The sequence below is a fragment of the Hyalangium versicolor genome (assembly GCF_020103695.1).
Classification (GTDB): domain Bacteria; phylum Myxococcota; class Myxococcia; order Myxococcales; family Myxococcaceae; genus Hyalangium; species Hyalangium versicolor.
Window position 1 is genome coordinate 68,376 of record NZ_JAHXBF010000037.1, and the last position, 13,530, is coordinate 81,905.

Sequence of the window (13,530 nt, forward strand, 5' to 3'; positions counted from 1 at the left end):
AGCCCGTCACGACGAAGCACGGCGACCGCTTCGAGATTTCCCGTAACGCGCTGGCGTCGTCCCGACGAGCCGCCTGAAATGGTGCGTCAGCTGTGCTTGATCGTAGAAGCCAGCTTGAGGCGCCACGTCGGACGCCCGCACGCCGCGATGGAGCAGCTCCTTCGCGCGCGCGACACGCAGATGCGTCATATAGGTATGCGGCGGCATTCCAATCTGCGCGCGAAACGCGCGGCACAGGTGGAACTTGTCGAGGTCCGCGTAGTCCGCGAGGTCATCGAGCGTGATCGAGTCGCAGAGTCGCTCGCGGATGTATTCCATCGCGCGTCGGACGGGACGTGAATAGTCAGGAAGCGCGGTGCGGATGACCACCAGCGCGCTGACAGCTTCCGCGACGGCGACCTCGAGTGAGAGGCGGTCAACCCCTGCGCACGCGGCATCGATGAGGCGGTGGAACGGCGCGGCGCGTGGGTCGTTGGCGTCGAGCTGCGGGATCGCCACCGCCCTGCCTTCGCCCTGGACCTGAGCGACTTCGTGCGCTGGCAGCGTGACGACGGTGAACGTCGTCGGTCCACGGTGGGCGAGGTGGCGAACCACATCGCCAGGCTGTTTGACCAGGATGGATCCGGGCACGGAGCGCCAGACCCTGCCGCTGCCCCACCACTCGGTGTCGCCGTGCTCGATGCGCCCGACGCCATAGCGGTCCTTCACCCCAGTATGCAGCGAGGTGGTCGTCCCGCGCCCCGCGTGGAGACCCGGCAGCGAGACGGGAAGCTCGGTGAAGCGGTCCATCCTCTCAGGATAGTCCCGCGAGCGTGTTGGCGCTTGTCGATTCTTGGCGGAAGTATTGCGCCAAGGATCGACAAGTGCATGCGGTCGCCCATCCGTAGAACGGGTCCATGCACGATCAACAAACCGACTCCCACTCGACGTCAGCAACTGTGGCTGGGGCCACGCCCAGGAGAATCGCACTCGGCTGCATGGGGCTGTCCGGCGCCTACGGCAAGACGGACGATGCGCAGAGCATCGCTCTCATCCATGCCGCAATCGAACGCGGCGTGACATTCCTCGATACCGCCGACTTCTACGGTTCGGGTCATAACGAGCTCCTCATCGGCAAGGCCATCGCCGGCCGCCGCGATCAGGTCCAGCTCTCGGTCAAGTTCGGCGCACTGCGCGGCGCCGACAAAAGCTTCGGTGGTATGGACGGGCGACCCGCGGCGGTGAAGGCCTTCCTTGCGTACTCGTTGGTTCGGCTCGGCACGGAATACGTCGACGTGTATCGTCCAGCGCGCTTGGACCCGGCGGTGCCCATCGAGGACACGATCGGCGCGATTACCGATCTGGTGAAGGCCGGCTACGTGCGATCGATCGGGCTGTCCGAGGTCGGCCCCGAGACCATCCGGCGCGCGGCGAAGGTCCACCCGATCGCCGACCTCCAGATCGAGTATTCGATTGCGAGTCGTGATCCGGAGGACGCGATCTTTCCGGTGCTCACGGAGCTCGGCATCGGCGCGACGTTGTACGGAGTGTTGTCGCGCGGGCTGCTCTCGGCCAGCCCGATCAACGCCGACGACGCGCGCGCCCACATGCCGCGGTTCACCGGGGAGAATCGCGAAGCGAATGCCAAGGTTGTCGCCGGTCTTCAGGGACTGGCGAAGCGTTGGGGTATCACGCCGAGCCAGCTCGCGATCGGCTGGGTGCTCGGCAAGCAGCAGCCGCGGTTCAGGCCGACGCTCGGCATGCGCACGCTCCAGCAACTGGACGAAGCGCTCACTGCGAAGCCGTTGACCGCGGAGCAGCTCGCCGAGGTCGAGGCGATCGCGCCGCGAGGTGCGATTGCGGGCACCCGCTACGCAGCCGCGCAAATGGCCATGCTCGATAGCGAGAAGCGCTGACACTCTTCAAAGTGACACACATGGGCTGGGCTGCTGTAGGGTGAGCGCATGCTGCGCTCGATCGACCTGACCAACTTCAAGAGCTTCGAAGCCTTTGTGCGAGTTGAATTCTCGCCATTGACGGTGCTCGTGGGAGCGAATGCATCGGGTAAGAGCAACCTGCTCGATGCCATCCGGCTGGTGCAGGGGTTGGGGCTGGGCTTTTCGCTGACGGATACACTCCAAGGCCGCGTCGAGGCGGGACGAGAGATCTGGCCGGGAATCCGCGGCGGAATTTCTGAGGTCATTCGTCGAGGTCAGGAAAGAGCCGAGATCGACACGGACTGGGATCTTCAAGGGCAACGGGTGAGTCACTCTCTGGGATTCACGGTGAAGCCCGAGCCTCGGATAGACGGAGAGGGTTTCGCCCATCTCACGGGTATGACGGATTCCGGGCAATGGACGCAGGCACGAACCTTCGGGTTCGACGAAACGGAGGATGCGTGGCTCGGGAGCAGCCAGAGCCTCTTCTCCGAGCTGGAGCATCTCCTCAAGCAACGGCCTGAGTTCGAAGCAGCACGGCTGGCGCTCGCACTGCGGCAAGTGCTCCAGCGGCTGGTCGTGCTCGATCTGAAGCCTGAGCGCATGCGGGGCTATTCGCCCCAACATGCTCGGGAGATGGGCGCGGAGGGTGAACACCTCTCTTCCGCGATCTGGGTGCGCAGCCGGACCGAGGACGCGCGGCTGGAGTGGGTGGACTGGCTCTCCGAGCTGTGTGCTCCAGAGATCACCGAGATCGACTTCATCGAGACCGAGCTCGGGGATGTGATGCTCGTGTTGGTGGAGAAGGACGGCACTCGTACCTCCACGCGCGCGCTGTCGGACGGCACCCTGCGCTTTCTCGGAACACTGACCGCGCTGAAGACGGCGCCACCTGGGAGCATCTTCCTCATCGAAGAGCTCGAGCAAGGATTGCACCCCCAGCGCATCCACCTGCTCGTCGAGTTCCTGGAGATGGTGACGAAGGAGCGCGGCATCCAGGTCATCGCCACCACCCATTCACCTCAAGTCCTCCAGTCGCTCTCCTCCGAGGGGCTGAACAACGCCGTGCTCTGTGCCCGCGCCCAGGATGGTTCTGGCACCCTCCTGCGCCGCTTCGAGGACATCCCTCACTTCAAGGAGGTCCTCGCGAAGTCCGGCATCGACCACCTCTTCACCACCGGCTGGCTGGAGCGCGCGTTGTGAAGGTGCTCATCATCCCCGAGGATCCCACCCTCGACGCGCACATCCTCCAGCCCATCGTGGAGAAGCTCTTCGAGGAACTCGGACGCAAGGCCCGGATCGAAGTCCTCCAGGATCCCCACCTCAAAGGCATCGACGAGGCGCTCAACAAGGACATGGTGGCGCGCATCGTCGAGGAGAACCCGATGGTAGATCTCTTCCTCCTGGTCGTCGACCGCGACTGCAACCGCTTCGAGAACGAAGCACGCGCAGCCTCCCGAGAGCAGGAGCACCCGGGGAAGCTCCTGTCCTGCGTGGCCATCGAGGAAGTCGAGGTCTGGATGCTCGCGCTCCATCGCGAAGCGCTGGGCGAGCGCTGGGGGGCCATCCGCTCCGACTGCGACCCCAAGGAGCGCTACGCGGAGCCTTTCCTGCGTGAGCAGGGCTGGTTGTCGCAGGTGGGCAAGGGCCGCAAGCGCGCCATGCGGGGACTCTCGGCGCAGTGGAAATCGCTGCTCTCGTTGTGCCCGGAACTCTCGGCCCTTCACGAGCGCCTCCGGGTCGGATTCACGCACGCGTCCTGAACATCGACCGTGCGGTTGAACTCCGGCCCTTCTCCCACTCCTCGGGTTCTCCCCATGGGTGCGCCTGCTCGGCAGAATGCACTCCGTGCAGGCAGCCGAGCCCCGATACCAAGCGTGGATTGCATGTCCACCGTCGACAGTTCGCACGCCGCGACCGCGAAGCCATCTTGCGGACTCTGCTAAGCCTGGACTGTCGCCATGAGGAATCCGAGCCAGCACCCAGCACCGCAGCAGGACGGCGTCGGGTCACCGGCTGAGGGTGACTCGAAGTTCGAGCCATTGCTCGACAGCATCCCCGATGGGCTCGTCTCGGTGGACCGCGACTGGCGCATCACCTACCTCAACGCCGTCACCGAGCGCATGGCCGGCCGCTCGCGCGCGGAGCTGCTGGGCAAGGAGCTCTGGGCCGAAATCCCCGCGCTCGACAGCACCCCCTTCGCCCCCGTCGTCCGCCAGGCCATGACGTCCGGCGAGCGCACCACGCTCACGGACTACTTCTCGCCCACGGATGCCTGGCTCGAGGTCCGCATCTTCCCCTCGACCACCGGGCTCGTCCTGGTCATCCGCGACATCACCGACATGCGTCAGGCCGAGGTGGAGCGCCTGCGCCTGCTCGCCGCCGAGCGCTCCGCCCGCGAGGCCGCCGAGCACGCCGCGAACCGGCTCGCGCGCCTTCAGGAGCTCACCGCACAGCTGTCCTCGGCCCGTTCTCCCGAGGAAGTCATGTCCGTGGCCGTGGAGCACATCATGGCCGCCGTGGGCGCCAACATGGCCACCGTGGGGCTGCCCGTCGAAGGGCAGAACATGCTGCGCACGGTGGCGTACAACGGCTGGTCCCGCCAGCTCTACCGCGACTTCCAGTTCATGCCGCTGGATGCGCAGCTGCCCCTGCCCCACACCTTCAACACCGGCGAGCCCGTGTGGCTCGAGTCTCCCGAGGCCCTCGCCGCGCGCTACCCGAACCTGCTCCAGGTCATGCTGGAGCAGACGCCCGCGCGCTCGGTGGCGAGCATGCCCATGGTGGTGGAGGGGCGGATCATCGGCGTGCTCGCGCTGTGCTTCCCCGAACCGCGCGCCTTCTCCGGCAAGGATCGCGAGTTCCTCCTGGCCCTGGCCCGGCACTGCGCGCTGGCCATGGAGCGCTCGCGGCTGATGGACGAAGTGGAGGCTCAGCGTTCGCGGCTGGAGGAGCTGGTGATGCGCGCCCCGGCGATGATGTTCGTCACCCGCGGCCGTGAGCACCACTTCGTCCTGTGCAACCCGCGCCAGCGCCAGTTGCACGGTGGCAGGGACCTCACCGGCCTCACCGTGCGCCAGGCCATGCCGGAGCTGGAGGGGCAGGGGCTCTTCGAAGTGATGGATCGGGTGTACGCCACCGGCGAGGCCTTCGTCGGCAAGGAGTACCCGGTACGCACGGGCCGGCACGGCTCGGATGTGCTCGTGGCGGAGACGTACTTCGACTTCGTCTACCAGCCGCTGCGCAACGCCGACGGCCAGGTGGAGGGCATCGCCTCGTTCGCCTTCGATGTAACGGATCAGGTACTGGCGCGGCGCACGGTAGAGGAACTGCTGCGAGACATGGCGCGCAGCGAGGAGCGCTTCCGTGCCTTCCTCACCTCCACCTCGGAGATCATCTGGGACATGCCGCCCACGGGCGAGTTCGACTCGGATCAGCCGGGGTGGAGGGCCTTCACCGGGCAGGCTCGCGAGCAGTTGCTGGGCTGGGGCTGGCTGGACGCTGTGCACCCGGAGGATCGCGAGGAGATGGAGCACTCGTGGCGCCAGGCGGTGGTGGCGTTGGAGCCCTATCAGGGCGAGGTGCGGCTGCGGCGGCATGACGGGGTGTACCGTCACATGCAGGTGCGCGCGGTGCCGGTGCTGGAGCCGGATGGCTCAGTGCGCGAGTGGGTGGGCAACCACCGAGACATTACCCGCCAGCGTGAGGACGAAGTGGAGCGAGCGCGGCTGCTCCAGCGCGAGCAGCACCACCGCGCCCAGTTGCAGGGGCTGGCCGAGGCCTCGCTGGCCATCGGTCAGGCGGCCTCGCTGGACGGGGTGCTCCAGATGATCACCGAGCAGGCACGGGAGCTCATCGGCGCGCACCAGGCCGTCACCAGCCTGTCCACGGGCGAGGACTGGGCGCAGGCCATCCACACCATCTCGTTGTCGGACAAGTACGCGGCATGGCGCGGGTTCTCCGCGCCTTCGGATGGCACGGGCATCTACGCGGAGGTGTGCCGGACCAATCGCTCCATGCGGCTGACGCAGGCGGAGCTGGAGGCGCACCCGCTGTGGCGAGGCTTCGGCGCGCACACACAGGGGCATCCGCCCATGCGGGGCTGGCTGGCGGTGCCGCTGGTGGGCCGCAACGGTCGCAACCTGGGGCTCATCCAGCTGTCGGACCGGAACGAGGGAGACTTCACCTCGGAGGACGAGGCCATCCTGTTGCAGTTGGCGCGGCTGGCGGCGGTGGCCATCGAGAACGCGCGGCTCATCGCCGAGTCCCAGGCGGCCAACCGAGCCAAGGACGAGTTCCTCGCGGTGATGAGCCACGAGCTGCGCACGCCGCTCACGGCGGTGCTGGGCTGGACGCAGATGCTGCGCAACCGCAAGGACGACGCGGCGGTGCGGGAGAAGGGCCTGGAGGTCATCGAGCGCAACGCGCGCTCGCTGGCGCAGCTCATCGAGGACGTGCTGGACGTGTCTCGCATCCTCACCGGGAAGCTGACGCTGCACCGCAAGGCGGTGGACCTGATGAGCGTGGTGCAGGCGGCGGTGGAGGTGGTGCGGCCGCGCGCGGAGCAGAAGGGCGTGTCGCTGTCGGTGGAGGATGCGCCGGGCGAGGGGCATGTGACGGGAGACCCCGGGCGGTTGCAGCAGGTGTTCTGGAACCTGCTGGTGAACGCGGTGAAGTTCACACCGGCCGGGGGGCATGTGGAGGTGCGGGTGGAGCGCGCGGAGACGGCGTGGCGCGTGCGGGTGAAGGACACGGGGCAGGGCATTCGCGCCGAGGCGCTGCCGCACCTCTTCGAGCGCTTCTGGCAGGCGGACGGCAGCAGCACGCGCGAGCACGGCGGGCTGGGGTTGGGGCTGGCCATCGTCCGGCACCTGGCGGAGCTGCACGGGGGCGAGGTGGAGGCGGAGAGCGCGGGGTTGGGGCACGGGGCCACCTTCACGGTGGTGCTACCGGTGCCGGCGCTGCTGCCCGAGCCGGAGCGCCCGGTGGGCTCAGGGGAGGGAGCCGCATCGGTGGCCCGGCTGGATGGGGTGCGCGTGCTCCTGGTGGAGGATGCGCCGGACGCGCGCGAGCTGATCACCCTGCTGCTGCGCGAGCGCGGGGCCGAGGTGAGCGTGGCGAGCAATGGTCACGAAACCATGGAGCGCCTCGCCGCCCAGCTACCGGACGTGCTCGTGTCGGACATCGGCCTACCGGGAGAGGACGGGCACGCGCTGCTCAAGCGGGTGCGAGCGTGGGCGGAGGCGCAGGATCAATGGATTCCAGCCATTGCGCTCACGGCGTACGCGGGGGCGGAGGATGCGCGCCGGGCCTACCGAGCGGGCTTCCAGGTGCACATGGCCAAGCCGCTGGAGGCCGAGGAGCTGGTACGGGCCGTGTCGCGGCTCGTGGCGCGGGGGGAGGACAAGACGCCTTCACTCTCAGTCATGCCGATCCCGCCTGGGCGTGCATGAAACGGGCCTGTGCGAGCGCATACCACCCGGAGGGCTGATCGCGATTCGCAACTCTGCCTCCCTGCGGTCGACAATAAGGGAAAGCTCGAAGTCCCTAAGGGAGCATTTCCCTGTGACCGTGAAGACCTATTCCGTTCGTAGTGGCGACACCCTGAGCGCCCTGGCCAAGAAGTTCGGCACCACCGTTTCGGCTCTGGCCAAGAGCAACAACATCTCCAACCCGAGCAAGATCGCCGTCGGCCAGAAGCTGACGATCCCCGACACCTTCGACTCCAAGCCGACGACGTCCTCCGGCAACACGACCGGCTCCACCTCCACCCCGACGACCGGTGCGGCTGCGACGGATAGCGCGGGCCGTACGTACCCCACCTCGCAGGATGGGACGCCGCTGTTCCGCCAGGGTGATGCAGCCTGGGGTGGCCGCATCATGGGCGATGACTCGACCATCTCCGCGGCCGGCTGCGCCATGACGTCCACCGCGATGGCCATCAGCAAGATCTCCGGCAAGCCCATCAACCCCGGGCAGCTGGATCAGTACCTGGACAAGAACGGCGGCTACTCGGGCGACGGGCTGAACTGGGGCGTGGCGGCCAAGGCCGCGGGCCTGAGCGCCGCCAAGGCCGGGTGGAACCTCGACACCATCAACAAGCAGGTGGACGCGGGCCGTCCCGTGGTCGTGGGCGTGGACTACAAGGCCGGCAGCAACGGCGGCGCCAACGGCACCGACCACTGGATCGCCATCACCGGCCGGGGCACCGAGAACGGCAAGCCCGTCTACTACGCCAATGATCCGGCCACCGGTGGCCAGATCACCCTGCGCCAGGACGGCGACCGGCTGGTGGGCGGCCCGAAGAGCTACAAGACGACGGGCCAGCTGGTGACGTTCTCCGGCGGCAACCCGAAGCCGGGCAACACGGGTGTCACGCCGCCGACCACGAGCGGCACGCCGACCACCCCGAGCACTCCGTCCACGGCCAGCAGCGAGCTCAAGGGCATGTCGCTGCCCTCGGGAGACCTGGAGAAGGGCGCGCGTGGGCCCGAGGTGGAGCAGCTCCAGAAGGCGCTGGTGAAGCTGGGCCACATGACGCAGAAGGAGATGAACACGGGCCCGGGCGTCTTCGGCCCGAAGACGCAGGCGGCGCTCAAGGAGTTCCAGGCGGCGCACGGCGTGGACGCGATTGGCCGCTACGGCCCGAAGACGCGCGCGGCCTTCGAGCAGCTCGGCGCCAAGGTGGGCGGCGGCACCGAGAGCCCCTCCACCCCGAGCACCTCGGGTCCGGGCACCTCGGCGCCGGTGGGCGATCTGCCGAAGACGGGCAACGCGTTCCTCGACAAGGTGGCGGCGGACGCCATCCGCAGCCAGCGGGCGACGGGCGTGCCGGCCTCGGTGACGCTGGCGCAGGCGATGCTGGAGAGCGGCTCGGGCAAGTCGGGCCTGGCCACCAAGGGCAACAACTTCTTCGGCATCAAGGGTGAGGGCCCCGCGGGCCACGTCACCATGCCGACGAAGGAGTTCCTGAACGGCAAGTGGGTGACGGTGGACGCGAACTTCCGCAAGTACAACACGCCGGCCGAGTCCTTCACCGACCACGGCAAGTTCCTGCGGGACAACAAGCGCTACGCCAACGCGTTCAAGTACACGAACAACGCGGAGCAGTTCGCCAAGGAGATCCACAAGGCCGGGTACGCCACGGATCCCGAGTACTCGAACAAGCTGATCTCCATCATCAGCAAGTACGGCCTGGAGCGCTTCGACAAGATCGGCGCCGGCAACTGAGAGGCATCGGTAGAACGGGGGGGCTCGCGCGAAGGACTGGCGCGGGCCCCTCGCCGTTGCGGGGTCCTGGGTGCTGAAGCTCAGCGCAGGTTGGGGGGCAGCAGGCGCTCCTGGGTGTCCTTGCTCAGCTGTGCGCTGGGCCATAGCAGGATGCAGCCGAGCAGAAAGCCCAGCGTCGCCACGAGCGCGACATAAGGCTCCCAGTGGGAGAACGCAGAGGGCCTGTTGAAGAGACTCGCGGTGAAGATGAGGAACCAGAGCACTCCCATGAGGCCCAGTGTGACGAGGCCCGTCTTCAACAGGCCGCGCAGCCGCAGCAGTGCGCCCCCGAGTGTCGTGGCGGTGGGGCCCAGCAGTGCGGCGAGGATGAGCCAGTCCGCCGTGTTGCTCCGCTGACTGAGGCTCTCGACCATTTCAGGCAGGGCCAGCACGGACTGGGCGATGAAGCCCGTGAGCAGGGCGACGAGACCGGGGGCTGGCAGAGAGGACAGGGACAGCGACTCGCGAGGAGGCTGAACCCGGGTGAGCGCCTCGGGAGGGATCTCGAGCGCATACGGGTAGCCCAGAGCGAGCAGGGCCTGCACGGCCGCGGCGTGCACGGTGAGCCCTCCTTCTTCACTGCCCTGGAGTTCGCCCACGTAGGGAGCGTCGAGGAGGGACAGCAGCAGGTCGGCGCGGGCCCGTGGGGACTCGTCATCGGCCAGTGGGCGAGCGAGCCCCTGGAGGAGGGCGTCCACATCGCCTCTTGTCGCCCCGGGCGAGCGCACTGTGCTGACCAGCACAGGCAGCGAGGCCGTGCCCGGTAGAGGCCCGATCGTCTCGGGGACGGCCTCATCGGCGGAGTGGAGTGGGCGGACACGTTCCATCACGGCCTCATTCTACCTGCCGCGGAGGCCTTCTGCTTCAGAGGGCTCGTGGGGTGGGGGGCGGTTCCTCTGCCTGGGCCGGTGCGTCCTTGTCGAGCCACGCGCTGGGGCGCAACAAGATGCTGCTGAGCAGGAATCCCAGCCCCGCCACCCACAGGATATGGGGATGGGGATAGTCGAGCATGAAGGGTTTGCGGATCAGCTCATCGGTGCAGACGTAGAGCCAGAAACCTCCGACGAGGCCCATGCTGACGAGGCCGGACATCAGCAGTCCGCGCAGCCGCGACAGGCCGCCCGCCAGCGTCATGGCGGTGGGGCCCAGGAACATCGCGAGGAAGAACCAGTCCATCAGACTGCCCCGCGTGTCGACGGCCTGGAACACCCAGGGAAGAAGCTCCACGGCTTGGGCGGTGAAGCCCGCGAGCATGGCGATGGTGCCGGGGATGGGGAGCTTGAGCCCCTGTAGCGCTCCATGGAAGCCCAGGGGCCCGGTGAGCGCTTCGGGAGGGATTTCGAGCGCATACGGATAGCCCAGTTCGAGCAGGGCCTGCACGGCGGCGGCATGCACGGTGAGCCCCTTTTCACTGCCCTGCAACTCGCCCACGTCGGAGGACTCGAGGAGGGACAGGAGCACGTCGGCACGGGCACGCGGGGACTCGCCATCGGCCAGCGGACGGGCGAGCCTTTGGAGGAGCGCGTCCACATCATTCCTCGTCACCCCGGGCGAGCGCACCGTGCTCACCAGCACGGACAGAGAGGACGTGCCCGGCAGAGGCTCGAGCGTCTCGAGGAAGGCCTCATCGGCGGAGTGGGGCGAGCGGACGCGTTCCATCGCGCCCTCAGTCTACCTGCCGCTCAGGCCCGTGAGAGCGCGCCCGGCGAGGAATGTTGGCTGGAGCCGCTCTGCCCAGCGAGGGAGCGGGCAATGATGGGAGCAGGGAGTGGGCCGCGTGAACACCCTTCGAACGATACGCCTTTGACGGGCCGAGCGAGGAGCGCATGGCGATGGAGCGAGCGCAGCGGTTCATGGATGCACTGGGGAGGCTCGAGGAGCGCGGGGACGTGGAGACCCTCGTGTCTCTCTTCGGCGAGAACGCGCAGGTGAGCAACGCCGCCTCGCAGCGCGTGTTCTCGGGGAAGGACGGGGCGCGCCACTTCTGGACGGAGTACAAGGGCATGCTGGACCGGGTGCGGTCTTCCTTCCGCAATGCCATCGAGGCGGGGGACAAGGTGGCCCTGGAGTGGGAGACGCAGGGCACCGCCCACAACGGCGCCGCGGTGAGCTACGAGGGTGTCTCCATCATCGAGTGGGATGGCGATCAGATCCGGCGCTTCTACGCGTACTTTGATCCGGGGCTGCTCGGGCGGGAGGTTTCACACGGGATGGCGCAGCGCTCGGAGGTTCCGGCGACCACGCCGGCGTGAGCCGCGTCAGGCGGCTCGGACGGCCTCGAGCGTGCGGCACAGCTCGTCGATGGTGTCGGTGAGCTCGCGGGCGCGGCCAGCGGCGTGGGCGGTGGCACCTTCGTAGCGCAGGAGCGTGAGGCGGGTGGCCAGCTCACCTGCGCGGGCCAGGGCGCGTTCGAGGTCTCCCCGGGCCTGGGTGCGCAGGGCCTCCAGGCGGGAGAGGTGGGCCAGGCGTTCGCGGAGGATGTCGGCCACGGGCTTGGAGTCCTGGCGCTCATCCATCGCGGCCAGCTCGCGGGCGAGCTTCTCCACGTCATGATCCGGAGTGGACAGCACGGCATCGAGTTCGGTGAGCCGGCGCGATGCCGCGCGCAAGGCCGTGCCGAGCGAGCGCACCCGAGCGGTCTCCAGAGCTAGCGGATCCCCCAGCTCGCGGCCAAGCCGCTGGAGCGCATCGTGGAGCGTGGCCTCGGCGGCCTCGATGCGGGAGTTCTCGGAGCTCACGGGAGCGGAGGTGCCGGGCATCAAGACAGGGAGGAAGAGGGGCCAGAGACAGGCGTGGAGGCTGGCGCGGGCAATGCCCATGGCGCCTCGGGGCTCGCTGCGTCCGAGCACCATGGCCACCGTGACGCCGGTGAGGCAGTAGGCCACGACGGTGACGAGGGCGATCATCGCCAGTTCTCCTCGGAGCTGTCGAAGGAGCTCCCGGAGGAGCGGGGCTGCCAGTCACCCTGGAGGGAGTCGACATTGGAGCGCCAGAGGGTGGAGGCGGCATCGAAGGCGCTGCTCTCGAGGGGGCGGAGGACGACGGTGGGGCTGCCGGGGTTGCCGACGAAGGGGCGGACGACCCAGGCCATCTGCACGCCGACCATGCCGTAGAGGGCGGTCCATGCGAGCAGGTGGAGCACGGTGCGGCCCTGGACGCGCAGCGCCTTCACGAGCACCCAGACACCGCGCAGGGCAGCGAGGCCGAGGAAGGCAAGGCTGCCGAGCATGACGTGGAAGTAGCCGGTGGGCGGGTGGTTGACGGCGTTGGCGAAGGCGAGCCAGACGGGAGCCAGGCCGAGCAGGGTGAGGCCAGTGGTGGCGAGAGCGACGAGGGCCTCGCACACGGCCTGGAGGGGGGAGATGCGAGCGCCCAGCAGTCGGCCATAGGCGTGGAGCGCGGGCAGACACACGCCGAGGCTGCCGAGGCCGACGAGCATGAGCTTGGGAGCGGCGACGACTCCGGCGAGAGGCGAGCGGGTGAAGCCGAGGAGGAAGCCGAAGACGCCGAAGCCCGCGAGAGCGCAGACAGTGAGGCGCAGGGGCAGCTCACGAAGCTCGGGGCCTCCGGCCTGGACCTGGGCGAGCACGGCGGAAGGGTTGCGCAGGAGGAGTTCGGCGGTGCGCAGGATGCTGGTGGGCGAAGGAGGAACCACGGCAGCGGCTGCGGGAGCCACAGCGGGCGCGGAAGAAACGAGGGCCGCCGGAGCAGAGGCAGACACGGAGAGCGGCACGGAAGGCTGGGTGATGGACGCGGACATGGGAGCCTCGGGAGTGCGGATCAGCGCCAGTAGAGCCCAGCGCCATGAGCGCACTGGGCGAAGGTGATGGCGTGGAGGACGAGGAAGGCGACGCGGGTGGAGCTGGTGAAGGAGACCCCGTGGCGTTCGAGCGACTGGGAGAAGACGTGGCCGCTGCCGAGGAGCGCGAGGACGGTGAAGAGGAACGCCAGGGGCGAGACGATGGAGGACTCGGGAGCGGTGGCGGCGAAGAACCAGAGCAGAGGCGTGGTGGAGACGAGGCACACGCCCAGCGTGTGGATCGCGTCGAGCGCGGCCTGGACGCAGTGAGCGGCGCCGAGCCCGGGTTGGCGGGTGACCCAGAGGATGTAGAGCGCGGGCAGACAGAGTGCCCAGGCGAGCAGGTTCACCGCGGGGAGGGCGAAGGCCCAACCCAGATGGGTGACGCTGAGTGCCTCATGGGTGACAGCGGTGCGAAGGGCGAAGCCGAAGAGAGCGGTGCCGCCCAGGCCGATCGCGAGCGGACGAATGGAAGGCAAGGCGAGGGCGTGCGTGCCGCCAGGCGCGGCAATCGAGGAAGGCTGCATGCGGGCTCCGGTACGAGAG

The 13,530-nt window shown here is 68.3% G+C and carries 12 protein-coding genes; 6 read left to right on the forward strand and 6 right to left on the reverse strand.

Annotated elements, in window-relative coordinates:
• Window positions 1-6 precede the first annotated feature (6 nt).
• Window positions 7-789, reverse strand: a complete 783-nt coding sequence (locus KY501_RS46800) for an AraC family transcriptional regulator (protein WP_224371562.1) — start codon at window positions 787-789, stop codon at window positions 7-9.
• A 107-nt stretch (window positions 790-896) separates the two neighbouring features.
• On the opposite strand from KY501_RS46800, the gene KY501_RS46805 reads away from it, so the two are divergent.
• The 5 genes from KY501_RS46805 to KY501_RS46825 all read left to right on the forward strand — a co-directional run bounded on the left by KY501_RS46805 (window position 897) and on the right by KY501_RS46825 (window position 9,146).
• Entirely contained in the window at window positions 897-1,895 is a 999-nt protein-coding gene (locus KY501_RS46805; RefSeq protein ID WP_224371564.1) for an aldo/keto reductase, read from the forward strand.
• A gap of 48 nt (window positions 1,896-1,943) precedes the next feature.
• A complete protein-coding gene (locus tag KY501_RS46810) occupies window positions 1,944-3,119 on the forward strand; it encodes an AAA family ATPase (RefSeq protein WP_224371566.1) in 1,176 nt (391 codons plus the stop codon).
• Window positions 3,116-3,679, forward strand: coding sequence for a hypothetical protein (locus tag KY501_RS46815; protein ID WP_224371568.1), 564 nt, complete (start codon window positions 3,116-3,118; stop codon window positions 3,677-3,679). The genes KY501_RS46810 and KY501_RS46815 overlap by 4 nt, the downstream gene beginning before the upstream one ends.
• A gap of 198 nt (window positions 3,680-3,877) precedes the next feature.
• Window positions 3,878-7,369 (forward strand): GAF domain-containing protein, encoded by a 3,492-nt coding sequence (locus KY501_RS46820; RefSeq protein ID WP_224371570.1) that lies wholly within the window; start codon window positions 3,878-3,880, stop codon window positions 7,367-7,369.
• Between the two features lie 118 nt (window positions 7,370-7,487).
• Complete coding sequence (locus KY501_RS46825) at window positions 7,488-9,146, forward strand: glucosaminidase domain-containing protein (RefSeq protein WP_224371572.1); 1,659 nt, start codon at window positions 7,488-7,490, stop codon at window positions 9,144-9,146.
• 80 nt (window positions 9,147-9,226) lie between these two features.
• On the opposite strand, the gene KY501_RS46830 is transcribed toward KY501_RS46825, so the two are convergent.
• Both KY501_RS46830 and KY501_RS46835 read right to left on the reverse strand, forming a co-directional pair.
• Complete coding sequence (locus KY501_RS46830; protein WP_224371574.1) at window positions 9,227-10,012, reverse strand: hypothetical protein; 786 nt, start codon at window positions 10,010-10,012, stop codon at window positions 9,227-9,229.
• Window positions 10,013-10,049: 37 nt separating this feature from the next.
• A complete protein-coding gene (locus KY501_RS46835; protein WP_224371576.1) occupies window positions 10,050-10,844 on the reverse strand; it encodes a hypothetical protein in 795 nt (264 codons plus the stop codon).
• A gap of 167 nt (window positions 10,845-11,011) precedes the next feature.
• Between KY501_RS46835 and KY501_RS46840 the strand changes: the two genes are divergently transcribed.
• Window positions 11,012-11,437, forward strand: coding sequence for a nuclear transport factor 2 family protein (locus KY501_RS46840; RefSeq protein WP_224371577.1), 426 nt, complete (start codon window positions 11,012-11,014; stop codon window positions 11,435-11,437).
• A gap of 6 nt (window positions 11,438-11,443) precedes the next feature.
• Here KY501_RS46840 and KY501_RS46845 read toward each other — a convergent pair whose 3' ends face one another.
• Genes KY501_RS46845 through KY501_RS46855 form a run of 3 tightly spaced genes read right to left on the reverse strand, consistent with a single transcriptional unit; the run spans window position 11,444 to window position 13,511 of the window.
• Complete coding sequence (locus tag KY501_RS46845; protein ID WP_224371579.1) at window positions 11,444-12,091, reverse strand: hypothetical protein; 648 nt, start codon at window positions 12,089-12,091, stop codon at window positions 11,444-11,446.
• The gene (locus tag KY501_RS46850; protein WP_224371581.1) at window positions 12,088-12,945 is read right to left on the reverse strand and encodes a hypothetical protein; all 858 of its coding nucleotides are present in this window, start codon (window positions 12,943-12,945) and stop codon (window positions 12,088-12,090) included. The genes KY501_RS46845 and KY501_RS46850 overlap by 4 nt, the downstream gene beginning before the upstream one ends.
• Before the next feature lie 20 nt (window positions 12,946-12,965).
• Window positions 12,966-13,511, reverse strand: coding sequence for a hypothetical protein (locus tag KY501_RS46855; protein WP_224371583.1), 546 nt, complete (start codon window positions 13,509-13,511; stop codon window positions 12,966-12,968).
• Window positions 13,512-13,530 lie beyond the last annotated feature (19 nt).